Genomic DNA, 24113 nt, shown 5'->3' on the forward strand with positions numbered 1-24113 from the left:
TATAGCGGTCCAAACAGCGACGCGGAACCCAGGTGTTACCTCTTAGGGCGGGAAGCCTTTTCCGCGATACCGCTGACGCCCTGACGACGTGCCAGTTCGGTCAGGACATCATCCAGTGCCACGTTCCGCGAGGCCAGCATGACCAGAAGGTGATACAGAACATCAGCCGCCTCAGAGGTCAGCCTGGTTTTGTCATCCTTGACGGCCTCGATGATCGCCTCAACAGCTTCTTCGCCAAACTTCTCTGCACATTTCTCGGGACCTTTGGCCAGCAGCTTGGCTGTCCAACTGGAGTCCGGGTCTGCGTCTTTGCGGGCCTCAATCGTGAAGGCCAGATCGTGCAGGATGCTCATGTTAGCCTCATCGGAATGCCCGCAGCGGCCATGTGTTCCTTGGCTTCGCGGATGGTGTATTCGCCGAAATGAAAGATCGAGGCCGCCAGCACGGCGCTTGCGCCGCCTTTGGTGACACCTTCCACCAGATGGTCCAGATTGCCGACACCTCCGCTGGCGATCACCGGTACATTCACCGCGTCGGAAATGGCGCGGGTCAGGGGCAAGTTGAACCCGGCTTTTGTGCCGTCACGATCCATCGAGGTCAGAAGGATTTCTCCGGCCCCTTTGGCAACAACTGTTTTGGCAAAATCGACCGCATCAATACCGGTAGGCTTTCGCCCACCATGGGTGAAAATTTCCCACTTTCCGGGGCTGACGGACTTGGCGTCTATGGCGCAAACGATGCATTGACTGCCAAACTGGTCAGCCGATTCCGCGATCACGTTCGGGTTGGCGACGGCGGCCGAGTTGAAACTGACCTTGTCCGCCCCAGCCAGCAGCAGGGCGCGCACATCTTCCTTGGTGCGTACACCGCCACCCACTGTCAGTGGGACAAAGCACTGCTCAGCCGTGCGCTGCACCACATCAAACATCGTTCCGCGGTTTTCGTGGGTCGCATGGATGTCCAGAAAACATATCTCGTCAGCGCCGGCGGCGTCATAGGCCTTGGCCGATTCCACCGGGTCGCCCGCGTCGCGCAGGCCAACGAAATTCACGCCTTTGACCACGCGGCCATCGGCGACATCAAGACAGGGAATGATCCGGGTTTTCAGCATCTGGGTGTCCTTCGTTGCCGGACCTTTACCGGCAAAGCACCGCTGATGCCAGACTTGTGATTGTGATCCATCGTGAAGCCATGGAAATTAGGGGTGAAATTCATGAAAAGGATTATCGAGATGAAACATCTTCTTCTGGCTTCAATTCTAACATTCGGGGGCGCTCTATCCGCCATGGCTGACGACATCATCAAAGTTCAAACAAGTAAATCCGTGGCTGAGGCGCTGGATGCGTTGGAAGCAGCAGTTGGCAATGCCGGGGCCACCGTGTTTGCGCGAATTGACCATGCGGCCGGAGCGGAAAAGGTCGGTACGCCCATTCCTGCCAATCAGGTGCTGATTTTCGGTAACCCTGCGCTGGGCACGCCAGCCATGCAGATCGACCCGCGTGCTGGGTTGTTCCTGCCGCTCAAGGTGCAAGCCTATGAGGACGCCAGCGGTCAGGTCTGGCTGGCCTATGAAGACCCCAAGGAAACGATGGATGAGCTGGATGAGGTCGAAAAGTCACCCGTCATCGAAAAGATGCGCGGCGCTTTGGCGAAACTGACTGCCGCTGCCGCGCAGTAGCTCAGTTAAGGGCGCGAATGGCCTCGGCCAGGTCAATCGCGCCATCATACAGCGCCCGACCCGAGATCGCGCCGTCCAGTTCGACACCACAGTCGCGCAGGGCGATCAGGTCTTCCAAAGAGCTGACGCCACCCGACGCAATCACGGGGATAGAAACCGCCTGAGCGAGGGCTGCTGTCGCCTCGATGTTCGGGCCCTGCATCGCGCCATCACGGTTGATGTCAGTATAGATGATTGCGGCCACGCCTGCGTCTTCGAAACTGCGGGCCAGATCGGTGACCTGCACGTCAGTCTCTTCGGCCCAGCCTTTAGTCGCCACCATACCGTTGCGCGCATCAATGCCCACAGCGACTTTGCCGGGAAAAGCTTTCGCCGCTTCGCGCACCAGATCAGGGTTTTCGACCGCAACTGTGCCCAAAATGACCCGCGCCAAACCCTTGCCGATCCATGTTTCGATCGTGGCCATGTCGCGGATACCGCCACCCAACTGAGCGGGCACGTCGCAGGCTTTCAGTATCGCCTCGACCGGGGCGGCGTTAACCGGTTCACCCGCAAACGCGCCGTTCAGATCGACCAGATGAAGCCACTCGCATCCCGCCTCGACAAAGGCGCGGGCCTGTGCGGCAGGGTCTTCATTGAACACGGTGGCCTTGTCCATTTCACCGCGCAGCAGGCGTACGGCATTGCCGTCTTTGAGGTCGATGGCGGGGTAGAGGATCATGTCGGGCGGCCCTATATCTTTGTTACACGCGCGGGATATCGCACAGGCAGGGCAGGGGATGCAACGCGACGCTGGGTCATTCTTGCCCGTCGGTCCTTGGCGGGTCAGACTGCCCTCAAAACAGGGAGAAAATCATGAAGAAATTTACGTTTGCAGCGGGTTTGTCGCTTCTTGCGACCAGTGCTTTGGCAGCAGATCCTGTTGACGGGCTATGGAAGACTGCGCCGGGTGACACGGGTGGTTACCTGCATGTCACGATTTCCGAATGCGGGAGCGCGATTTGCGGCACAATCGACAGCGCCTTTGATGCGGATGGGAACCAGCAGCTGGAATACGAAAATCTGGGCAAACAGATCATCTGGGACATGGTGCCCGAAGGTAGCGGCAGCTATGACAGCGGCAAGATCTGGGCCCCGGACCGCGACAAGACCTACAATTCGAAAATGTCGCTGGACGGGCAGAACAAGCTGACCGTCAAGGGTTGTGTGGCGGGTGGTTTGATCTGTCGCGGCCAAACCTGGACGCGCGTCCAGTAACCCTCAGGGGTTCCAGGTCAGGAAGTTGCCCAGCATACGCAGCCCAACGTCCTGACTTTTCTCGGGGTGGAACTGCATCCCAACCATCGTGTCGCGGCCAATCACGGCCGTGACCTCTTGCCCATAATCAACGTAAGCCAGCCGCTGTGCTGGGTCGCTCACACGAAAATGGTAGGAGTGGACGAAATACGTGTGATCACCGGATTTCACCCCATCGAACACTGGATGATCGCTTTCCAGGACCAGATCATTCCAGCCCATATGGGGGACTTTTAGGGCTGCATCCGAAGGCTCAATTCGGACAACATCACCTGCAACCCAGCCCAAACCATCGGTTTCGCTGTATTCATGGCCCTTGGTGGCCATCAGTTGCATCCCAACGCAGATGCCCAGAAACGGTCGTCCCTTTTGCTCGACTGCCTCGACCATCGCATCATAGATGCCTCTGTGTCCCCGCAGCTCGGCGGCACAGGCCGGAAAGGCCCCATCACCCGGCAACACCAAACGATCCGCACGCGCCACGACGTCTGCGTCCGAGGTCACAACAACCTCACCGGCATCCAATTCACGCGCCATGCGCTGAAAAGCCTTCTCGGCCGAGTGCAGATTGCCCGACTCATAATCAATGATCGCAGTCAACATGATACGGACCTGTTCTTCTTCTTGTTCCAAATACGGCGGGGTGAATTGGCCAAAGGCCAAGAGGGGCGGCGCCCCTTACCACCGCCTACAAAGCACCCTTGGTCGATGGAATCGCATCCGCCTTGCGTGGATCGGTTTCGACTGCATCACGCAAAGCGCGCGCGACAGCTTTGAAAGCCGCCTCGGCAATGTGATGGCTGTTGAAGCCGTGCAACTGGTCGATGTGCAGGGTGATGCCGCCATGTGTGCTGAGCGCCTGAAAAAACTCTCGCACAAGCTCTGTGTCGAACGTGCCGATCTTCTGCGTGGGCAAGTCTACATTCCAGATCAGGAACGGACGGCCCGACAAGTCCAGCGCGCAGCGCACTTGTGCGTCGTCCATAGGCAGATGACATTCGCCATAACGGCGGATGCCTTTCTTATCGCCCAGAGCCTGCGTCAGTGCCTGACCCAGCGCGATGCCGGTATCTTCGACCGTGTGATGGTCGTCGATGTGATAATCACCCTTGGCACTGATCGTCATGTCGATCAGCGAGTGGCGCGCCAGCTGATCCAGCATGTGGTCAAAGAAGCCAACACCGGTCTGGTTGTCATAGGTGCCGGTGCCATCCAGATTGACCTGAACCGTGATCTCGGTCTCGGCGGTCTTGCGGCTGATCGAAGCGCTGCGCATGGGCGAATTCCTTTTGCTACAGGCGCGCTTATAGACGGGGTTGGGCTGCCTTATCCAGACCATAGGTGGCATTCAGGCCAAACTGTTGCAGGGGATTGCACCCGGCTGTGCCCCGTGTCAGCTTGCAAGCAACACGAACCGATAGGGTCACACTATGTCCACCTGCGTTTTTATCCAGATCCGCTGCAAACCCGGCACCACTTATAAGGTGGCCGAAGAAATCGCCCTGCGCGAAATTCATTCCGAACTGTATTCCACCAGCGGCGAATATGACCTGCTTCTGAAGCTATATATCCCCGAGACCGAGGATGTGGGCCACTTCATCAACGAACACTTGCTAGTGATCCCTAACATCGAACGCTCGCTGACCACCATGACATTCAAGGCGTTCTAGCCCAGTTCGAACGTCGTCACGCCAAAGATTCGGTCCAGATCGATATCCGGCTGATGGCTGGAATACATCCGGGCGGTTTCAAACACTTTGTCCAGTCCAAGCGCGTCGGCCAAAGCGAAGGCTGATGTGTTGGGCCGTGGCATGTCCACAAAAACCTCATGCTCGTTGTGGTCTTCGGGAATCGCCGTCAGCAGAGCTGCTAACAGAGCCCTTGCAATGTCGGTATTGTCTGCAAACAGCGGACCAACCTTGTATCCGGTGATGCAAGGGCGCAGCGTTGCGTAGCCTTGGATTCTGCCATTGTCGGAATAGACCTTTGATACGTGATTGTAAGCGCTGAGCCAGCTTTCAAGGAACAGATCGCGTGCAGCGGGAAACATGTCGCGGTCATAGGCTTTCAATTCATCTGACGCACTGCTCAGATCCGCTACGCAATCATTCGAAGATGTACCCAGCTTCGCCAGCATCCGCGTTTTTGTTCCGGCAAATCGGTAGTTGTTATACGCGAAGGTAAAGCCGGATTTGCGATAATTTTCCTGCTGCTCGACAACGCCATCCAGACCCATGTTACGACTGCCGCAATGAGCAAGCGCATGTTGCGCTATCTCAAGCCCATGACCATGGTGCCGGAACTCGGGTTTAACGATGTAAAAGCCCAGAAACGCGAAATCGGCGTTGTAATTCACCGCCGAGACCGAGGAAATCATCTCTCCATCCAGAAATCCGCCCAGAAACCCGTCCGGGTCCGTTGGGCGAAAGCACTCGGCGTCGTGTACGCCGGGGTTCCATCCTTCGCGACCGGCCCAATCCACAGCGTGCTGGACTTCGGCAGCAGTGAGTGGGCGAATGATATAATCAGACATCGGGTAATCCTGCATTGCGTAATGCGACCAGAATGGCGCAACGCGCTGCAAAGAACCAGCATGTTCGGATCGGTTGGTATCTGGAGCGGGCGAGGCGATTCGAACGCCCGACCCTAACCTTGGCAAGGTTATGCTCTACCCCTGAGCTACGCCCGCATCAGATACATATGTGGTCCAAAGACCTCTCAATGGAGCGGGCGAGGCGATTCGAACGCCCGACCCTAACCTTGGCAAGGTTATGCTCTACCCCTGAGCTACGCCCGCGCCGTTGAGTGAGGAGGGATGTATAAATTCCCACGCGAGGCTGCAAGCGGAAAAACGCAAAAAAGAGGAAAAATCTTTCGACGGAAATCCGAGCCCAGCTCGTTGAAAATCTAGAGCGTGAAAAAATAAGAGGGGCTGAAGAATGAAAATGGCACGTATAGCTGATATGAAAATGGCGCTGTTGGCCGCGCTGATCATATTGACCACGATGCTATGCGCACGGGTTGAGGACAAGGTGGTCGAGGTCGACCCAGTCCTGATGCGCGCGCCACTGGTCGAAACGCTGGTGTTGGCGGGATAAACCCCGCCTACAGTCAGAGGGCCAGGACCAGATTCGCGATCGCGGTTACCAATATTGCTGTGAACGTCAGCCCCATTCCAAGCTGTCGCAGAATGACGATCTGCGGCGTTCTGCCAAAACCGTATGCGTGCAACAGACGCCCGGCCAACAGCATCAGGCCCAACACGTGTAACGTCAGGCTACCTGCGCCTTGCAACTCTACCATTGCGATCAGCAAAAGGCCGATGGGTGCGTATTCGGCGCAATTGGAATGCGTGCGTATCGCCTTGATCATAAGTTTGCTGCCGCCATCGCCGACCGAAATTTTGTCGCTACGGCGCTGTAGAATCACTTTGACGCTGAGCGCTACGTACAGGATTGCGATCAGGGCCGCGTAGATCGGTGTGATTGCAAGCATGGTCTGTCTCCGTTCCAGCATTGAAAAGGGCCGCACGGTTTCCCGCACGGCCCTTTGAACTTTAGCTGGTTCGACGGCTTATTCCAGTTCGACGAGCAGGTCTTTTGCGTCGATCTGGCCGCCTGGTTGCACGTGAACAGCTTTGACGGTTGCGTCGCGTTCGGCGTGGATGCCGGTTTCCATTTTCATCGCCTCGATGGTCAACAGCATGTCGCCTTCCTTGACCTCTTGTCCCGCAGTTACGGCAACCGTTGCCACGACCCCCGGCATTGGTGCGCCGACGTGATCGGGGTTGCCGGTTTCAGCCTTGGGCCGGGCCTGAGTGCTTGATGTGACCATCCGGTTCGGTACCCGGATGACACGGGGTTGGCCGTTCAGTTCAAAGAACACGCGGACTTCGCCGTTTTCATCGGTCTCGCCAATCGCCTGACAGCGGATCTCCAGCGTCTTGCCCGGGTCAATCTCGGCCGTGATCTCTTCGCTCGGCTCCATGCCGTAGAAGAAGGTGCGTGTAGGCAGAGTTCGGACAGGGCCATAGATCCGATGACGTCCCATGTAGTCCAGGAACACCTTGGGATACATCAGGTAGCCGTTCAGGTCCTCGTCATCGACGTCTTTGCCTTCCAGCTGCTTGGACAGTTCGGCGCGGGTGGCTTCCAGATCAACCGCAGGCACGTCCTTGCCGGGGCGTTCTGTGTTGGGGGCCTCGTCCTTCAGCACCTTCTTGATGATGGTGTCGGGGAACCCACCCGGAGGCTGACCCAGATTGCCACGCATCATGTCCACGACCGAGTCGGGGAAGGCGACGTCAGTTGCCGGGTCCTCGACCTGTTCGCGGGTCATGTTTTGGCTGACCATCATCAGCGCCATGTCGCCAACAACCTTCGACGACGGCGTCACTTTCACGATGTCACCGAACATCTGGTTTACGTCGGCATACATCTGGGCGACCTCGTGCCAGCGCTCTTCCAGACCCAGGCTACGCGCCTGCGCCTTGAGGTTGGTGAACTGACCCCCGGGCATCTCGTGCAGATAGACCTCGGACGCCGGGGCCTGCAGGCTGGATTCGAAGGCCGCATACTGACCGCGAACCGCTTCGAAGTAGTCGCTGATCTCGCGGATTGCCTTGATGTCCAGCCCGGTGTCGCGGTCGGTGTGGCGCAGGGCCTCGACCACGGTGCCCAGCGTTGCCTGTGACGTGTTGCCCGAGAAGCTGTCCATCGCGCAGTCCACGGCGTCCACACCCGCATCGGACGCGGCCAGAATGGTCGCGCTGGCGATACCGGCGGTGTCATGGGTGTGGAAATGGATCGGCAGGCCGACCTCTTCTTTCAGCGCGCGGATCAGGATCTTGGCCGAGGCTGGTTTCAACAGACCCGCCATGTCTTTCAGGCCAAGGATATGCGCACCTGCGTCGCGCAGCTCTTTCGCCATGCCGACATAATACTTCAGGTCGTACTTGGCCCGATCCGGGTCAAGGATGTCGCCCGTGTAGCAAACCGTGCCTTCGCAGATCTTGCCGTTCTCGACGACAGCGTCCATCGCCACACGCATGTTCTCAACCCAGTTCAGCGAGTCGAACACGCGGAAGACATCAATGTTCTTGGACGCCTGGCGTACGAATTCCTGCACCACGTTGTCGGGGTAGTTGGTGTAGCCGACCCCGTTTGCTCCACGCAGAAGCATCTGGGTCATCAGGTTCGGCATCGCTTCGCGCAGGTCGCGCAAACGCTGCCACGGGCATTCCTGCAGGAACCGATAGGCGACGTCGAACGTTGCGCCGCCCCAACATTCTACACTGAACAACTGCGGCAGGTTGGCCGCATAAGTCGGAGCAACCTTGATCATGTCGATCGACCGCATCCGGGTCGCCAGCAGTGACTGATGCCCGTCGCGCATGGTGGTGTCGGTGATCAGCAGTTGACGCTGCGCCTTCATCCAGTCGGCCACAGCCTGCGGGCCCTTTTGCTCCAGCAGGTTGCGGGTGCCCATTTGTGGTTCGGCCTTTTGCGCGGGGGGTTTGGCCTCTTTCAAGTCGGCGCGCGGTTCGGGGCGATCCTTGGTCTCGGGGTGCCCGTTCACCGTAATGTCCGCGATATAGGTCAGAACCTTGGTGCCCCGGTCGCGGCGGCGCTTGAACGCGAACAGATCGGGTGTCGTGTCGATGAACTTGGTGGTGTATTCATTCGACAGGAAAGTTGGGTGTTTCAGCAGGTTGATGACAAAGTCGATATTGGTGCTGACACCGCGAATGCGGAATTCACGCAGGGCGCGGTCCATGCGGGCAATTGCGGCCTCAGGCGTCGGGGCCTTGGCCGTCACCTTGGTCAGCAGCGAGTCGTAATACCGCGTGATCACCCCGCCCGCATAGGCGGTGCCGCCATCCAGACGAATGCCCATGCCGGTGGCCGAGCGATAGGCGGTGATGCGGCCATAGTCGGGGATGAAGTTGTTCTGTGGGTCTTCGGTCGTAATCCGGGTCTGCAGCGCATGGCCGTTCAGATGCACATCCGCCTGGCTGGCAGCGCCGGTGGCTTCGGCCAGGGTCTTGCCTTCAGCGATCAGAATCTGTGCTTGAACGATGTCGATACCGGTGACTTCCTCGGTGACAGTGTGTTCCACCTGCACGCGCGGGTTCACTTCGATGAAGTAGAACTTGCCGGTTTCCATATCCATCAGGAACTCGACAGTGCCCGCGCACTCATAGTTCACATGGGCGCAGATTTTACGCCCCAGTTCACAGATCTCAGCGCGCTGCTCTTCGGACAGGTATGGGGCAGGGGCGCGTTCGACCACCTTCTGGTTGCGGCGCTGGACCGAGCAGTCACGCTCATAAAGGTGATAAATCTCACCATGCTTGTCGCCCAGTATCTGAACCTCGACGTGGCGGGCGCGGGTGATCATCTTTTCCAGATAGCCCTCACCATTGCCAAAGGCGGCTTCGGCCTCGCGACGGCCTTCCAGCACCTTTTCTTCCAATTCGTCCTCGGACTCAATCGGGCGCATACCCCGACCACCACCGCCCCAGCTGGCCTTGAGCATCAGCGGATAACCGATCTCGGCGGCCTCGGCCCGGATCGCGTCCATGTCATCACCTAACACTTCGGTTGCGGGGATGACCGGAACGCCAGCCTCAATCGCCACACGCCGCGCACTGGCTTTATCGCCCAGAGCGCGCATGGTTTCGGCTTTGGGGCCAATAAAGGTGATCCCGTTCTGCACACAGGCATCCACGAAATCCGGGTTCTCGGACAGCAGGCCATAGCCCGGATGGATCGCGTCCGCGCCACACTCCTTGGCCACGCGGATAATCTCGTCAATGCTCAGATATGCAGCAACCGGGCCCATGCCTTCGCCAATGCGATAGGCCTCATCGGCCTTGAAACGATGCAGGCCAAGCTTGTCCTCTTCGGCAAAGACAGCAACAGTGCGTTTGCCCATCTCGTTCGCTGCGCGCATAACGCGAATGGCAATCTCGCCGCGGTTGGCGATCAGGATCTTGGTGAAGTCTGTCATATTAAGTCCCGGTCTTTATGTGTTTGGGCGTGTTATTGGGCGAACAATACGCGCAGGTATATCCGTTCTTCTGGGTAGAACCGGCATGTTACCGCTCGCAAACGCCCTTTGGCCGCTGTAGCCTTATACGCATGCCGCGCTGCAGCATCAAATTATTAACATCATCTCTCAATTTGAGACAGTGCCGCCAGACCCATCTGACCCATATTTGCGTGCAGATCCTGTCTCAGAACATCGATGACATGCGCGGGGCCGCAAGGGCCAAGTGCCGCCAACCCGTACAAAAAAGCGCGCCCAAGCATGACAAAATCGGCGCCTAGGGAAAGCGCGCGCAGTACATCCAGGCCACTTTCGATACCGCTGTCAAATATTAGCGGTAAATTGGTGGCGTCGCGAATAGCTGGAAGAGCTTCAATGCTGGCCGGGGCTGCGTCAAATTGGCGACCTCCGTGATTCGAGACCCACAGGGCGTCCACACCCACCCGTTCCAGTCTGTCAGAATCTTCGGGACGCAAGATGCCTTTGACCACAAAGCCTCCGTCCCAATGATCGCGCAGCCACGATACATAGTCCAACCCCGGTGATGTCCTCAACAGGTACCCAATATGGGCCGTCGGCGGCAGATCGCCCGGATCTTCGATATACTTGTCCAGAGTGCGCATATGCGGCACGCCATTGCGCAGCATACCCATGGCCCAAGCGGGCTTTGTCGCAATCTGTGCCAGCAAACGCGGCGTCAGCTTTGGTGGCTGCCTCAGGCCCGAGCGGGTTTGTCGTTCCCTGCGTGAGGCTACTGGGACATCCACAGTCAGCACAAGGGTTCGAAACCCGGCCTGATGCGCCCGACCCAACATATCCTTGCGAATGTCTGGGTCGCGCGGCGGGTAAAGCTGAAACCAGGCGTTTGGTCCCAGGTGTGGTGCCAGGTCCTCAGGGCTTTGGCTGGCCACGGTGGACAGCGCATATGGAATCCCTTCCTCCGCGGCTGCCTGAGCCAACAGGCGTTCCGCGTCGGGCCAGACCAACCCGGACATCCCGATCGGCGCTATTCCAAAGGGCAAAGGGTAATCACGGCCCAGTAAGGTTCTCGACGTATCAAATTCCAGTTCGCCGTGCAGGATCGAGGGCGAAAGGCGGACGTCATCCAGCGCCTTTCGATTTCGTATCAGAGTCGTTTCTGCCCCTGTACCGCTTTCGATATATTCCCATACGAAATGCGGCAGGCGGCGGCGCGCGTGACGTTTCAAATCCGGTATGCCGGGAAAGGTGCTGTGCAGGTCCATGCACATTGATCCGACCCGCTGCGTGATTCGGCAAGGGTATTAGGCCGCGTCCGGGTGGGTCTGCTTGCCTTTGGCGAGGGGTCGCTTGACCTGATTCTGGGTTTCGCTGGCTACCTCAACCTGGTTGCGCCCTTTGTCGTTGGCCGCATAAAGCGCATCGTCGGCCGCGCGCATCAGATCCTGTGGCATGGTTCCGTGCTTCGGGTAATGCGCCACCCCGACCGAGATGGTGATGCGGGGCAAGGCCTTTTCGCCATAGCGGACGGTGACGGCTTCGACTGCCTGTCTCAGCTGCTCTGCGCGGGTCACAGCGTCTTCGGGGGTGTTGTCGGGTAGGATCAACATAAATTCTTCACCGCCGATGCGGCAGGCCACCTCGTCGCGGTCGCAGCCCTGTTCCAGCGCGGCCCCAACCGCACGCAAGACCATGTCACCTGCGTCGTGCCCATGCGTGTCGTTGAACTTTTTGAAATGATCCACGTCCACGGCGATCAGACTCAGCGCCGCTCCGGTCTTTTGGCTGCGGCTGATCGACTTGCGTAGCGTTTCCGTCAAGTGACGACGATTGAATAGGCCAGTCAGAGGGTCGCGTACCGATTGGTCATGCAATTGATCGCGCATTCTGACGTTGGCAATGGCCATGCTGATCTGCTCGGCGCACAGCTGCGCGAGTTTACGACTTTTGTGAAAACATGCGTCACGCCCGGCAAGCGCCCTAAGATGCAGCAGGCCGACGGTTTCGCCATGCGCGAGGATGGGAAAACAGAAATAGGGTCGCCCATCATGCGGTTCGGCGTGTTCACAGACAAAGTCGATCTCGGATGCGCCGAATTCATAGGTGCGTCCACGCCGCAATCCCCAGCAGCCTTCGGGGTGAATATGCGACTTGTGCGTGCCGCCATTCCAGCTGGCGCAACCGTCCAGAACATCGCGAGAGTTGGAATAGACATAAACGCTGCCCTCCGCCTCGGGCAGGATGTGGGTCATGAAGCGTGACACCATATCGAACAGCTCATCCAGCGATCGACTGGATTGCAGCCATTCATTCAACTCACCCAGCAAGCGTACTTCGCGGGCCAAGCGCAGCTGTTCGTCCATCAATTCCCGCTCTTTCACGGCTCGTTTGCGAAGGTCGCGCACTTGACGCAGGTTGGTGCGGTGGACAATCAGGATCACAGTTGTCAGGGCCAGCAACGCCACTCCGCTGAGGATAGCCAGAGACAAGCGCACCCGAGTGATGAACAGATTCCTTAGGTCCGAGATGTCCGAATAGAATTCGATTGCCCCCAGAAACGTCGCATCTTTGATAATCGGTGTATAGACCTCGGCGACATGACGGCTGTTCAGCCCCTTATTCCCGCGGGGATCGGGGTCAAAGGAGTCAATTTCCGTGATAGGTTTCTCTTCGTGTTTGTAATAAAGGCCGCCGGCGGCAACGACAGACTTAAAGTAAGGTTTTGTGTTCACCGAGCCAACGTCACTGCTGCGGGTCGACCAAAATACGTTGCCTGATGCATCGAACAGTTTGAACCGGTAGATGTCCGAGGTTTCTGGCAACAGATTCAGAAAATCCTGGTCATGCGGGCTGAGCGAATGATCGCGGAATGTCGCCTCCAGACTGCTTAAATTGCTTTCGACCTGACGGCTCAGCCGCACGGCGCTTTTGCGCAGGTCTGCTTCCAGCATGCGATCCACCACCGGTGCCGGGACCGCGTAGATGCCCCAACCGGCTGCTACCGTCAGAACGACCAGCATCAGGCCCGCACCCACCATTTTCAAACGCGATGATCCTGTCGTCGGATTCGTCTGTTCCATCTTTCCCGCTCCCACAGCAATGGGATCAGCATCCGGCCCTGAGTTTGACAGTGGGTTAACTTTTGAGCGGCGATGGTCGTTTCTTTGTTTCGAATTAATGCAAAAAGAAGTGTTAAAAGCCTGTGAACAAGCCGTGAACAAACTCTTTCCCTTCGGGCTGATCCAGCGTAGTTTGGATCCATGAGCAGTTTTGACGAAATGGACGCCTTCGAGGGCGCATCGCTGTCGGCGCGGGCTATGGCTCGGTTTTCAGAGCCGAAAGGCGAGTACAAGAAGGGTCTTAACCCTGCACAGGGAGATGCGGTCGAAAAAGTCGACGGCCCCCTTTTGATATTGGCCGGTGCGGGTACAGGAAAAACAAGGACGTTGATGGCACGTGTTGCGCATCTGATAGAGCAACACGGGGTCAGGGCGAACGAAATTTTAGCAGTGACCTTCACCAACAAGGCCGCGAAAGAGATGCAAGTTCGTTTGGAGAATACTCCTTATTCGGTCCAAGAACCTGTGCGTTGGCTTGGTACTTTTCATTCAATTAGCGCTAAATTGCTTCGACGTCACGCAGAGTTGGTCGATCTTAAATCAAACTTCACTATTTTGGATGCGGACGACCAACTGCGGCTTATAAAGCAGTTGCTGAAAGTGAATAACATTGATGAGAAGCGTTGGCCGCCGCGGCACTTGCTGGGGATTATTGACGATTGGAAGAACCGCGCGCTGACACCGGACAAGGTGCCTTCTGCCGATGCTGGGGCCTACAACAACAAGGGTATCGAGCTTTACGCTCAGTACCAGACGCGCCTGCGAGAGTTGAATGCGGTAGATTTCGGCGACCTTCTGCTGCATATGGTCACGATCTTCCAAACCCATCCGGACGTTTTGGAGCAATACCAACGCTGGTTCCGCTACATTCTGGTGGACGAGTATCAGGATACCAACGTCGCCCAATACCTTTGGCTGCGATTGCTGGCCGGTGGGCACAAAAATATATGTTGTGTGGGGGACGACGATCAGTCGATTTACGGCTGGCGCGGGGCCGAAGTGGGCAACATCTTGCGGTTCGAAAAGGATTTCCCGGGCGCTTATGTGGTGCGGCTGGAGCAGAACTACCGCTCGACCCCGCATATTCTAGCAGCTGCATCGAACGTCATTCGAGGCAACGAAAACCGGCTGGGCAAAGAGCTCTGGACCGATGCTGAGGAAGGTCACAAGGTCAACCTGATCGGCCATTGGGATGGCGAGGAAGAGGCCCGCTGGATTGGCGAGGAAATCGACGCAATGCAAGGCGGTACGCGCGGTATCCGCCCGGTGAACCTGGATGAAATCTCCATCCTCGTCCGCGCCTCGCACCAGATGCGCGCGTTCGAAGACCGCTTCCTGACCATTGGTCTGCCTTACAAAGTGATCGGCGGCCCGCGATTCTATGAACGGATGGAGATTCGCGATGCCATGGCCTATTTCCGGCTGGTGATCAGCCCCGAAGACGATCTGGCCTTTGAGCGTATAGTGAACACTCCAAAACGCGGCCTTGGCGACAAGGCGCAGCTGACCATTCAGATGACTGCACGTGAAAACGGTGTTTCTCTGGTTGATGGGGCACGGATCGCCGTCGACAATGGGCTGATCAAGGGGAAGGGTGGCAAAGCCCTGCGCGAGTTGATTGATGGGCTGGCGCGGTGGAACGCGATGACGCGCGGCCCGCGGATCGAGGTAGACGACGACTCGGTGATTGATGACGGATCACCCCTGCGGTTCGGTGCGCCCGAGCATACGCATATCGAACTGGCCCAGATCATCCTCGACGAATCCGGCTACACTGCTCATTGGCAGAACGACAAGACCCCTGAAGCGCCGGGGCGTTTGGAAAACCTTAAGGAACTGGTCAACCAACTGGACAATTTCGAAAACCTTCAGGGGTTTTTGGAACACGTCAGCCTTGTCATAGACAACGAACAGGATTCGGATGGGGCCAAGGTGTCGATCATGACTCTACATGCAGCCAAGGGGCTCGAGTTTCCGGTTGTTTTCCTGCCAGGATGGGAGGACGGGTTGTTCCCCTCGCAGCGGTCGATGGACGAATCCGGGCTCAAGGGGCTCGAGGAAGAGCGTCGCCTGGCCTATGTCGGCATCACCCGCGCGGAAGAGGTTTGTACGATTTCCTTTGCCGCCAACCGGCGGGTTTTTGGGCAATGGCAGAACTCCATGCCTTCGCGTTTCATCGACGAATTGCCGGGAGAGCATGTAGAGGTTCTGACTCCTCCCGGCCTCTATGGCGGCGGGCACCAGACAGCGGGAATCGAATCCCGCGCAGCCGAAGCCAATGTCTATAACTCACCGGGCTGGAAACGGATGCAAGCGCGGCAGGGGCAATATGGCACGTCACAACCCCGCGAAAGTCGGAACACGGTGATCGACGCCACCGCTTTGGCCAGCTTCACGCTGGGTGAACGCGTTTTCCACCAGAAGTTCGGCTATGGCGCGGTCATCGGTATCGAGGGCGACAAGGTCGAGGTCGATTTCGATAAGGCGGGCACCAAGAAAGTGGTGTCACGATTCCTGACCAACAAAGATGACGTTCCGTTCTAAGGCATCATAATCCTTCAACAAGAACCAGATTGGTCGATGCCGTGGCCTGTCGGATCGTTGCCAGTGCGATGTAGTCGGGGTCATCTTTCCAGGCTTTCGCTGCGGCAAGGTCCGGAAACTCCATCAGCACAATTCCACCTTCCGGCCAATCGCCTTCGATACGTTCGACCGGTTTGGAAGAAACGGTGAGCAAACGGCCGCCATGGCGATCAAAGATCGGCATGAAGCCCGCCAGATACTCCTGATACCCATCCGGGTCGTGGATGTCGATCTGCGCGATGAAATAGGCGGCCATGGCGTCCTCCGGATCCGAAATCAGAGGGCCATCTTACACCAGTGTCAGAAAAACAAAAAACGGCGGTTCCCAGGGAGGAGGAGGGAACCGCCGTCTTGTCAACATCAGAGCAGGGAGGAGGAGAGCCCTGATGTATACGAACCCGGGTTTGAGCCCGGTATGGGTAAGACGCGGCGACGTCAGGGAGGAGGACGACGTCGCCGCGCGCTTTCAACATCAAGGCAGGGAGGAGGAGAGCCTCGATGTATCACGTTCCGGCATCTTGAGGCCGGTATAGGGTGCGGCAACGTCAGGGAGGAGGAAAGACGTTGCCGCTGATTACAGACCCTAAAGGGAGGAGGAAGGGCCTGATCTCGGTATCTCTGGTGCGCTTAACGCGCGGTGTTGTCTTCTGCCGCCTGCATTGCGACCCGGCGGATAATCGAACGGTGCAGGCCCAGGTCGGCCAGTTCGCGGTTCGACAGGCTGGACAGTTCATTCACAGTCTGACGGTACATGCGATAGCGTGCAAAGCGGGTCTTGGCGGTTTCGACCAGTGTGCTCAATCCGAACGCCGGTGCGCTCTTGGGGGCTGTATGTGTGCTTGCGATTGCCATTTTCATCATCCGTCTGTCTTGCGTTACCGATGTCATTCGGCGTTTGCTTGAGCCTGAAGATAGGCAAATGCTGCAATTGCACAATGGGTCACTTCATCAATGCTGCTATGCAGCAAATGCATAGATTGGTTTGGTTTTTCCCGACACAGAGATATACACCTTTAAAATATAGGTTTTACCATGGGGTGCCTTTGAAGGCCTGAAAAAGGCGCTGCTGTGGCCTGCCTTTGAATTGAGCGCATTCGGCGCGAATTTGTGCGACTTATATCGTGGACAGCCAGTGCCTGACGTTTCGGTGGATCCCTGGAATGACATTTAGCGAGGTGGCGTCGTCTTGATGATTCCGGGTTTCTGGGGTGGAGCGGGACCCAAGCCCCGCTTCCTTGCTTGAGCTGGGTCAGCTTACGGGAATTTATGGGCGGTTCTGGTTTGAGCGGGGAATCGCGGCCTAAATCTCTAGTTTTTTTGAGTTACGATTCGATGTGACGACTGTCCGCAGCGAGCCAAAAAATCCAGCCTAAGCGAAAAATTCAGAAAAAACGGGAAAACGTGGGAAATTTTTTCCATCGAGCATTTGTCTATATATTGATGTTCAAATTTAAAATTTTCTATTTGTAGTGCCTTGGTGGCGAATCTTCCACATTTGGTCATGTCGAAGCCGTGTTTCATGCAACACGGTTGGAAAAATTCCTGTTGATTTCCATGAATTCCCATGGCATCCCTTGTACATCCGATGAGGACGAGGCAGCAGGGGCACCAAACGACCCCGAACCAAAAATACTAATCAGGTTTCATACAGGCATCTCGCTTTCATCAACCAAGAGATCCGGCGCGCGGGCGAGCAGACATCCCCCCAGGTGGCGCGTGCAGCTGGACATCCCGCAAAGCGGGTCAATGCGGCGGGTTGATCAGTGGCAGCAGATCAACTCGCCGTTTTTCATCGGGGGGAACGTGAATTTTGAGGTGGGGCGCAAGCGAAAGGGACAGTCGTCTTGGCGCGCAGGTTTAGAGGTGAAAGCCACCATAAGGTGGATACGAAGGGCAGGGTCTCGATCCCGGCCTCGTTTCGCCGTGTGCTTGAAGCGTCCGATCCCAACTGGCAGCCCGGTGACAATCCAGAGCTTGTGATCGTCTACGGCGACCACCGCCGCAAATACCTTGAATGTTATACGATGCAGGCGATTGACGAGGTTGACGCCAAAATCGACGCTCTGCCACGTGGGTCGATGGAGCGTAAGATGCTGCAACGCATGTTCCACGGTCAGTCCTTCCCGACAAACGTGGATGAAACCGGACGTCTGGTCTTGCCTGCCAAGCTGCGCAACAAGATTGACCTTGAGAATGAGGCCTTCTTTATCGCCGCGGGTGACACCTTCCAGATCTGGAAGCCCGAAACCTACAATGTTGAAGAACTGGCCAAGGCTGAAGAGTGGATGGACGATCTGCCCGACGATTTCGACCCGATGGTCTACCTCGATGGCATCGGGGACGCGTGACGGCATGTCCGGCGCTGTCCCTCCCTCCGATAAACCCCATATCCCTGTTCTGCTGCGCCCACTGCTGGCCGCAGTGTCTCCGGTATCGGGTGTTTGGCTGGATGGCACCTTTGGGGCAGGCGGATATACGCGCGGGTTGCTGGATGCAGGGGCAGACAAGGTGATTGGCGTCGACCGTGATCCGCTGGCCTTTGAAATGGCCGCTGATTGGGCAGGAGAGTATGGCGACCGGTTGGTGATGCAGCCCGGTGTGTTCTCGCGGATGGACGAATACGCGCAGGATCTGGATGGTGTGGTGCTGGATCTTGGTGTGTCTTCGATGCAGCTGGATCAGGCCGAGCGTGGGTTTTCTTTCATGAAAGACGGCCCCTTGGACATGCGCATGAGTCAGGAAGGCGAAAGCGCCGCCGATCTGGTGAATGAGGCGACCGAGGCGCAATTGGCGGATATTCTGTTCCATTTCGGTGAGGAACGCGCGAGCCGTCGGATCGCCAAGGCCATCGTGAAGGCGCGAAGCGAAGAACCAATCACTACGACCCTGCGTTTGGCCGAGATCATCGAGTCCTGCCTGCCGCGCCCCAAGCCCGGGCAATCGCACCCGGCGACACGCAGCTTTCAAGGGCTGCGGATCGCGGTCAATGCCGAATATGAAGAGCTGTTTCAGGGATTGATGGCCGCGGAAAGGGCATTAAAGCCTGGCGGGCAACTGGCCGTTGTGACCTTCCATTCCATCGAGGATCGGATGGTCAAGCGGTTCTTTCAATCCCGCGCGGGTAAGACAGGGCGTGCGAACCGTTACGCGCCTGAAATCGAGCAGGATCAGCCGCAATTCACGCTGAAGACCCGTAAGGCCGTAGGCCCGGATGAGCTGGAATTGCAGGAAAACCCGCGTGCGCGCTCGGCCAAACTGCGCGTGGCAATCCGAACTGAGGCACCGGCAGGGGAAATTGAGGCCCGCGCCATAGGGATGCCGCAACTGGGGGGAAGGGCAAAATGAAGAGTATTTTGTATGTGTTGACCGCTCTGTCCGTTTTTGGATTGGCGCTGTGGGCCTATCAGGAAAACTACCGCACCCAGCAGGTGGTTAAAGAAACGCAGAAACTCCAGCGCGAGATTGGCATGGCACAGGTTCGGCTGGCCGTTTTGAACGCGGAATGGGCCTATCTGAACCGCCCTGACCGACTGCGCGAATTGGCAGATTTGAACTTTGAGCGTCTGGGACTGTTGCCGCTGCGAGCGGAGCAGTTTGGGCGTGCCGATCAGATTGCCTATGCCGAAGACCCCGATCTGCCCATCGTTGATCCGATTGAGTTGCAGGCCATCACTGACATTAAGGCGTTGGGCGAGGTGCAGATTCCATGACACGCACGCCTCTGCGCCCCCTGGCCCGAATTCTTGATGCTCGCGCCCGAGGTGAAAATCCAAAGGCGATTGAACGGGAAAACATCCGCAAACGCCACGAGGATATGAAAGACCGCGCCCGCGCCCGCGCCGAAGGGCGCCTGTTGGTGCTGGGCTTCTTCTTCTTCTGCGCTTTCTCGGTTGTTGGTGCCCGCATGGGTATGCTGGCCACGTCCGAGGCGCAGGAGCCAGTAGCAAGTGCGCCGGGTGCGACCATTGCCATGCAGCGCGCCAATATCGTTGACCGCGAAGGGCGCATCCTGGCAACAAATCTGGACACCTATTCGGTATACGCGCAGCCGCCCCTGATGATCGACCCGATTGCCGCCGCAGATCAGTTGGTGGCAATCTTCCCGGATCTGGACAAAGAGCGTCTGGTCAAGGACTTCACGGGCAAGCGTAAGTTTCTGTGGATTAAAAAACGCATCTCACCCGAACAGAAGCAAGCCGTACACGACATCGGCGATCCGGGCATTCTGTTTGGCCCACGCGAAATGCGCCTTTATCCCAACGGCAAGCTTGCCGCGCATATTCTGGGCGGGTCCGGCTTTGGTCGTGAGGGCGTCAGTGCCGCCGAAGTAATTGGTGTTGCAGGTGTCGAGAAACAGTTCGACGACTATCTGCGTGACCCGGCCAACGGCAACAAGCCGCTGCAATTGTCGCTGGACCTGACCATTCAGGCGGCTGTGGAACAGGTGCTCTATGGCGGTATGAAGATCATGAACGCCAAGGGGGCCTCGGCCGTTCTGATGAACGCACACACGGGTGAGGTTGTCTCAGCCGCGTCGCTGCCCTCGTTTGATCCAAATGACCGCCCGCGCCCGCCGACCTCGGGGTTTGATCCATCAGACAGCCCACTGTTCAACCGCTATGTACAAGGTGTCTATGAACTGGGCTCGGTCTTCAAGATTTTCACTGCAGCGCAGGCCGTGCAACTGGGGCTTGTGAATTCCAATACCATCATCGACACGTCGGGCCCTATGAAGATCGGTCGTTTTCCGATCGGAGAGTTCAACGGCAAGAATTACGGCAAGATCAGCGTTGCGGACGTGATCGTACACAGCTCGAACCGGGGTACGGGCCGTTTGGCGTTGCAGATCGGTGCGCAGCGACAGCAGGATTTCCTGAACACGTTGGGCATGTTCGATCCAACACCGTTTGAAATTGTCGAGGCCAAAGGTGGCGTACCGCTCAAGCCCAAAAAATGGGGTGAACTGAGCACTGTAACCATTTCCTACGGTCATGGTCTGTCGACCAGCCCGATGCATCTGGCGGCCGGTTATGCGGCCATTGCCAATGGCGGGCATTATGTCAGCCCGACCATTCTGCGGAAAAACGGCCCGCAATACGGCCCTCGGGTCATGTCGGAAAACACCGCAAGCCAGGCCCAGAAAATGTTGCGTAAAGTGGTGACAGACGGCACCGCCAGCTTTGCTGAGGTCAAAGGCTATGACGTGGCTGGCAAAACCGGCACAGCGGACAAGCCAAAGCCGCGTGGCGGGTATTACGATGACAAGGTCATAGCGACCTTCGCGACGATCTTTCCGGCCTATGATCCGAAATACGTTCTGATCGTCACATTGGACGAACCTTCGATCCTGGCATATGGCGAAAAGCGCCGCACTGCGGGCTGGACCGCCGTGCCTGTTGCCGCCGAACTTATTGGTCGCGTCGCACCCTTGCTGGGCCTGCGTCCTCGGCTTGAGCCTGAGGCGGGCGCTGCTATAACGCTGACCTCAAACTAGGCTGTCCGGCAAGAGGTGGGTCATGGGCACAAGGACAAAGAAACTCAACCAACTGGCCCTGACCGCGCGCGGGGGCGCAAACCCCGACATCACAGGTTTGGCTGTTGACAGCCGTGAAGTGAAAGACGGCTTCCTGTTCGCGGCCCTTCCCGGCACGCGGGTGCATGGAGGGGAGTTCACCCAATACGCCCTTCGAATGGGAGCATCCGCGATCCTGACAGATGCCGAAGGGGCCCAGATCGCCGAAGCCGAGCTTTCTGAATCAGGCGCGGCACTTATTGTGGTCGAAGACCCGCGTCAGGCGCTGGCCGGTGCAGCCGCGTTGTGGTTTGGAGCACAACCGCAGACCATCGTCGCCGTCACCGGTACCAACGGCAAAACATCTGTTGCCACCTTTGTGCGCCAGATCTGGACTGAGCTGGGCCACGCCGCTGTCAACCTCGGTACGACCGGGGTCGAGGGTGCATGGACCGCACCGCTGGCCCACACCACCCCTGAACCAATCACCCTGCATCGCTGTCTGGCAGAGGCAGCTGAAAATAGTGTGACCCATGCCGCGATGGAAGCATCGTCCCACGGCCTGGAGCAACGCCGCCTGGATGGCGTGCACCTGACAGCCGCAGGGTTTTCAAACTTCACTCAGGACCATCTGGACTATCACGAAACCTTCGAGGCGTATTTTGCCGCCAAGGCTGGGCTGTTCGACCGCGTGTTGCCGCAAGACGGTACAGCGGTGATCAATCTGAGTGACCCTAAGGGCGCGCAGGTCCAGCGGATCGCAAAGTCGCGAGGCCAATCGGTGCTGACCGTTGGTCTTGGCGATGCCGATTTATGCCTAATCAATCAGCGGTTTGACGCCACAGGACAGGACCTGCGCTTTTCCTGGCGAGGCCGAACTTTCCAGACGCGTCTGAATCTGATCGGCGGGTTTCAGGCTGAAAATATCTTGCTGGCCTGCGGATTGGTCATCGCCGCCGGCGACAGCCCTGAGCGGGTTTTTGAAACTCTGCCGCATCTGACGACGGTACGGGGACGGATGCAACTGGCCGCAACACGCGACAACGGCGCAACGGTTTTTGTGGACTACGCGCATACGCCCGATGCGGTGGCTACTGCCCTCAAAGCGCTGCGCCCGCACGTGATGGGGCGTCTGATCGCCATCGTTGGAGCAGGCGGTGATCGCGACGCCACGAAACGCCCTCTGATGGGCAAGGCGGCGGCGAACCATGCTGATGTGGTGTTTATCACCGACGACAACCCACGCAGCGAAGACCCGGCCACTATCCGTGCGGCCGTCATGGCAGGTGCGCTTGAGGCCGCAGGTCAGGCCAGTGTGACCGAAGTCGGCGACCGTGCCGAAGCCATCCTGCGTGGCATCGACGCGCTGCAACCGGGCGATGCGCTGCTGATTGCTGGCAAGGGACACGAAACCGGCCAGATCGTCGGGGATCAGGTTCTGCCTTTTGATGACGTTGAACAGGCCAGTATTTCTGTGGCCGCGCTTGACGGGAGGGTTGCATGACACTCTGGACAGCATCCGAGGCCGTTGAAGCGACAGGCGGTCAGGTCACGCGTGACTGGATCGCAAATGGTGTATCGATCGACACTCGCACCCTTCAGCCCGGCGATCTGTTCGTGGCGCTTAAAGCCGCGCGGGACGGTCATGATTTTGTCGCGCAGGCGTTGGAAAAAGGCGCCGGGGCTGCGCTGGTTTCTCACATTCCCGAAGGTGTCCCCGAAGGGGCACCGTTGCTGGTCGTTGACGACGTGCAGGCAGGTCTCGAAGCCTTGGGGCAGGCGGCCCGTGCGCGAACGGATGCGCGCATAGTGGGTGTCACGGGCAGCGTCGGCAAGACCTCGACCAAAGAAATGCTGGCGAAAATTCTTGAAGCCCAAGGCAAGACCCATGCCAGCGTGGCCAGCTACAACAACCATTGGGGTGTACCGCTGACTTTGGCGCGGATGCCGCGCGATACTGAGTATGCCGTGATTGAGATCGGCATGAACCACCCGGGCGAGATTGCCCCTCTGGCCAAACAGGCCCGTCCGCACGTGGCGTTGGTCACGACTGTCGCGGCGGTGCATCTGGAAGCTTTTGCTTCGGTCGCAGGCATCGCCCATGAAAAAGCGGCGATCTTCGAAGGGTTGGAGCCCGGCGGGGCCGCGATTGTCAATGCAGACATCGAGCACGCTGAAATTCTGCGTCAAAGTGCACGGGACTGCGGGGCGGGGATCGTCGATTTTGGCCGCAAGGCTTCGGATTATCGTTTGACCGATGTGCAGCAAGCGTCCAACGCCGTGAACGCTCAGGCCACTGTTGGTGATCAACTCATCCGCTTTGAGATCAACTCTGCCGGCACCCATTTTGCCATGAACGCGCTTGGGGCTCTGGCGGCCTGCGTGGAGCTGGGTGTCGATCTGGATCAAGCGGTCGCGGGACTGCGAGCGTGGTCGCCGGTCAAGGGGCGCGGCGTACGCGAAAACTTGCCGTTGTCTGGTGGTGGCCAAATCGAACTATTGGACGACAGCTACAACGCCAATCCGACCTCGATGGAGGCCGCGCTGGACGTGTTGGCCGCCTCGCAAGGTACCCGCCGCATCGCGTTTTTGGGCGACATGAAGGAACTGGGCTCGCAGGAAGTGGCGATGCACGCCGAAATGGCGAATGTTGCAGCCATGGAGAAAATAAATCAGGTGCATTGCATCGGCCCCTTGATGCAAGCCCTGCACAAGGCGCTACCCGATGACAAGCGCGGGCTCTGGTTCGAAACCAGTGCTGAGATGGCCGAACACTTGCCCTCATTGATCTGCGATGGCGACACGGTGTTGGCAAAGGGCTCTCTCAGCATGGCGCTGGCTACGATTGTTGACGGTCTGCGCAAAATGGGGCAAGGGAGCGCGCTTGATGGGTGAT

23 protein-coding genes and 2 tRNA genes are annotated in these 24113 nt (G+C 57.9%); 11 read left to right on the top strand and 14 right to left on the bottom strand.

From position 1 onward, the window contains the following. Positions 1–35: 35 nt before the first annotated feature. Both GS630_RS12720 and hisF read right to left on the bottom strand, forming a co-directional pair. Positions 36–353, bottom strand: a complete 318-nt coding sequence (locus GS630_RS12720) for a phosphoribosyl-ATP diphosphatase (RefSeq protein ID WP_171175376.1) — start codon at positions 351–353, stop codon at positions 36–38. Then, the gene (hisF, locus tag GS630_RS12725; RefSeq protein WP_171620605.1) at positions 350–1111 is read right to left on the bottom strand and encodes an imidazole glycerol phosphate synthase subunit HisF; all 762 of its coding nucleotides are present in this window, start codon (positions 1109–1111) and stop codon (positions 350–352) included. The genes GS630_RS12720 and hisF overlap by 4 nt, the downstream gene beginning before the upstream one ends. 120 nt (positions 1112–1231) lie before the next feature. Between hisF and GS630_RS12730 the strand changes: the two genes are divergently transcribed. Continuing rightward, complete coding sequence (locus tag GS630_RS12730; RefSeq protein ID WP_245223227.1) at positions 1232–1678, top strand: DUF302 domain-containing protein; 447 nt, start codon at positions 1232–1234, stop codon at positions 1676–1678. Between the two features lies 1 nt (position 1679). Here GS630_RS12730 and hisA read toward each other — a convergent pair whose 3' ends face one another. Continuing rightward, positions 1680–2399, bottom strand: coding sequence for a 1-(5-phosphoribosyl)-5-[(5-phosphoribosylamino)methylideneamino]imidazole-4-carboxamide isomerase (gene hisA, locus GS630_RS12735; protein ID WP_171175372.1), 720 nt, complete (start codon positions 2397–2399; stop codon positions 1680–1682). A gap of 134 nt (positions 2400–2533) precedes the next feature. Here hisA and GS630_RS12740 point away from each other — a divergent pair, with 134 nt between their 5' ends. Continuing rightward, entirely contained in the window at positions 2534–2935 is a 402-nt protein-coding gene (locus GS630_RS12740) for a DUF2147 domain-containing protein (protein WP_171175370.1), read from the top strand. A 3-nt stretch (positions 2936–2938) separates the two neighbouring features. On the opposite strand, the gene hisH is transcribed toward GS630_RS12740, so the two are convergent. Both hisH and hisB read right to left on the bottom strand, forming a co-directional pair. Next, positions 2939–3577 (bottom strand): imidazole glycerol phosphate synthase subunit HisH, encoded by a 639-nt coding sequence (hisH, locus tag GS630_RS12745; RefSeq protein ID WP_171175368.1) that lies wholly within the window; start codon positions 3575–3577, stop codon positions 2939–2941. 85 nt (positions 3578–3662) lie between these two features. Then, on the bottom strand, positions 3663–4250 hold the full coding sequence (hisB, locus tag GS630_RS12750; protein WP_171175366.1) for an imidazoleglycerol-phosphate dehydratase HisB: 588 nt from the start codon (positions 4248–4250) through the stop codon (positions 3663–3665). A 154-nt stretch (positions 4251–4404) separates the two neighbouring features. Between hisB and GS630_RS12755 the strand changes: the two genes are divergently transcribed. Beyond that, a complete protein-coding gene (locus tag GS630_RS12755; protein ID WP_050602861.1) occupies positions 4405–4644 on the top strand; it encodes an Lrp/AsnC family transcriptional regulator in 240 nt (79 codons plus the stop codon). Here GS630_RS12755 and GS630_RS12760 read toward each other — a convergent pair. The 3 genes from GS630_RS12760 to GS630_RS12770 form a co-directional block, all read right to left on the bottom strand. After that, entirely contained in the window at positions 4641–5507 is an 867-nt protein-coding gene (locus tag GS630_RS12760; protein ID WP_216599796.1) for a GNAT family N-acetyltransferase, read from the bottom strand. The genes GS630_RS12755 and GS630_RS12760 overlap by 4 nt on opposite strands. A gap of 81 nt (positions 5508–5588) precedes the next feature. Then, positions 5589–5663 (bottom strand) — tRNA-Gly (locus GS630_RS12765). A 33-nt stretch (positions 5664–5696) separates the two neighbouring features. Further along, a tRNA-Gly gene (locus GS630_RS12770) sits at positions 5697–5771 on the bottom strand. Positions 5772–5919: 148 nt separating this feature from the next. Here GS630_RS12770 and GS630_RS12775 point away from each other — a divergent pair. Then, positions 5920–6072 carry a hypothetical protein gene (locus tag GS630_RS12775; protein WP_171175362.1) on the top strand — a complete coding sequence of 51 codons (153 nt, stop codon included), beginning with the start codon at positions 5920–5922 and terminating at the stop codon, positions 6070–6072. A gap of 13 nt (positions 6073–6085) precedes the next feature. Here GS630_RS12775 and GS630_RS12780 read toward each other — a convergent pair whose 3' ends face one another. The 4 genes from GS630_RS12780 to GS630_RS12795 all read right to left on the bottom strand — a co-directional run bounded on the left by GS630_RS12780 (position 6086) and on the right by GS630_RS12795 (position 13083). After that, a complete protein-coding gene (locus GS630_RS12780) occupies positions 6086–6469 on the bottom strand; it encodes an MAPEG family protein (protein WP_171175360.1) in 384 nt (127 codons plus the stop codon). 78 nt (positions 6470–6547) lie between these two features. Further along, positions 6548–9985, bottom strand: a complete 3438-nt coding sequence (locus GS630_RS12785; RefSeq protein WP_171175358.1) for a pyruvate carboxylase — start codon at positions 9983–9985, stop codon at positions 6548–6550. A 161-nt stretch (positions 9986–10146) separates the two neighbouring features. Then, entirely contained in the window at positions 10147–11268 is a 1122-nt protein-coding gene (locus GS630_RS12790) for an alpha-hydroxy acid oxidase (RefSeq protein WP_171620609.1), read from the bottom strand. Positions 11269–11307: 39 nt separating this feature from the next. Continuing rightward, positions 11308–13083, bottom strand: coding sequence for a sensor domain-containing diguanylate cyclase (locus tag GS630_RS12795; RefSeq protein ID WP_171712042.1), 1776 nt, complete (start codon positions 13081–13083; stop codon positions 11308–11310). A gap of 180 nt (positions 13084–13263) precedes the next feature. On the opposite strand from GS630_RS12795, the gene GS630_RS12800 reads away from it, so the two are divergent. Further along, entirely contained in the window at positions 13264–15666 is a 2403-nt protein-coding gene (locus tag GS630_RS12800; protein ID WP_171620613.1) for an ATP-dependent helicase, read from the top strand. A 4-nt stretch (positions 15667–15670) separates the two neighbouring features. Here GS630_RS12800 and GS630_RS12805 read toward each other — a convergent pair whose 3' ends face one another. Further along, a complete protein-coding gene (locus tag GS630_RS12805) occupies positions 15671–15961 on the bottom strand; it encodes a DUF1330 domain-containing protein (protein ID WP_171235512.1) in 291 nt (96 codons plus the stop codon). A 371-nt stretch (positions 15962–16332) separates the two neighbouring features. Then, entirely contained in the window at positions 16333–16557 is a 225-nt protein-coding gene (locus GS630_RS12810) for a DUF1127 domain-containing protein (protein WP_171175342.1), read from the bottom strand. A gap of 992 nt (positions 16558–17549) precedes the next feature. On the opposite strand from GS630_RS12810, the gene mraZ reads away from it, so the two are divergent. From mraZ to murF, 6 genes are read left to right on the top strand one after another with little or no spacing between them, the layout of a single operon-like run. Next, complete coding sequence (mraZ, locus tag GS630_RS12815) at positions 17550–18053, top strand: division/cell wall cluster transcriptional repressor MraZ (protein WP_171175340.1); 504 nt, start codon at positions 17550–17552, stop codon at positions 18051–18053. Between the two features lie 4 nt (positions 18054–18057). Continuing rightward, positions 18058–19050, top strand: a complete 993-nt coding sequence (rsmH, locus tag GS630_RS12820) for a 16S rRNA (cytosine(1402)-N(4))-methyltransferase RsmH (RefSeq protein WP_171176228.1) — start codon at positions 18058–18060, stop codon at positions 19048–19050. Further along, a complete protein-coding gene (locus GS630_RS12825) occupies positions 19047–19415 on the top strand; it encodes a cell division protein FtsL (RefSeq protein ID WP_171175337.1) in 369 nt (122 codons plus the stop codon). Before rsmH ends, GS630_RS12825 begins: the two co-directional genes overlap by 4 nt. Further along, positions 19412–21199 (top strand): penicillin-binding protein 2, encoded by a 1788-nt coding sequence (locus tag GS630_RS12830; RefSeq protein WP_171175334.1) that lies wholly within the window; start codon positions 19412–19414, stop codon positions 21197–21199. Before GS630_RS12825 ends, GS630_RS12830 begins: the two co-directional genes overlap by 4 nt. 22 nt (positions 21200–21221) lie before the next feature. Continuing rightward, positions 21222–22721 carry a UDP-N-acetylmuramoyl-L-alanyl-D-glutamate--2,6-diaminopimelate ligase gene (locus GS630_RS12835; protein ID WP_171620615.1) on the top strand — a complete coding sequence of 500 codons (1500 nt, stop codon included), beginning with the start codon at positions 21222–21224 and terminating at the stop codon, positions 22719–22721. Next, positions 22718–24112, top strand: a complete 1395-nt coding sequence (gene murF / locus GS630_RS12840) for a UDP-N-acetylmuramoyl-tripeptide--D-alanyl-D-alanine ligase (RefSeq protein WP_171175330.1) — start codon at positions 22718–22720, stop codon at positions 24110–24112. The genes GS630_RS12835 and murF overlap by 4 nt, the downstream gene beginning before the upstream one ends. The last annotated feature ends 1 nt before the right edge of the window (position 24113 follow it).

Source organism: Ruegeria sp. HKCCD7303 (assembly GCF_013111185.1).
Taxonomy (GTDB): Bacteria; Pseudomonadota; Alphaproteobacteria; order Rhodobacterales; family Rhodobacteraceae; genus Ruegeria.